The following is a 293-nucleotide window of genomic DNA, read 5'->3' as shown; positions in this document are numbered from 1 at the left end:
GTCCACCCGGGGCGGGTAGCGTCCTGCGGATGCCCGCGCCGCTGACCCCGGAGACCCTCGCCCGCGCCCCCAAGGGGCTGCTGCACGACCACCTGGACGGCGGGCTGCGGCCGCAGACCGTGCTCGAGCTGGCCGACGCCGTGGGCGACACCGCGCTGCCCGCACAGGACGCGGAGTCCCTGGGTGCCTGGTTCCGGCAGGCCGCCGACTCCGGCTCGCTGGGCCGCTACCTGGAGACCTTCGCGCACACCGTCGGGGTCATGCAGACCCCCGAGGCCGTGCACCGGGTCGCC

At 76.8% G+C, this 293-nt stretch carries 1 pseudogene; it reads left to right on the top strand.

From position 1 onward, the window contains the following. Positions 1 to 29: 29 nt before the first annotated feature. Positions 30 to 293, top strand: a pseudogene (locus AC0IVP_RS21870) (adenosine deaminase); the annotation flags it as partial.

Source organism: Klenkia sp. AC732 (assembly GCF_979256525.1).
Note: the sequence above shows the minus strand (reverse complement) of the source record. Positions and strands in the feature narration are given on the sequence as shown.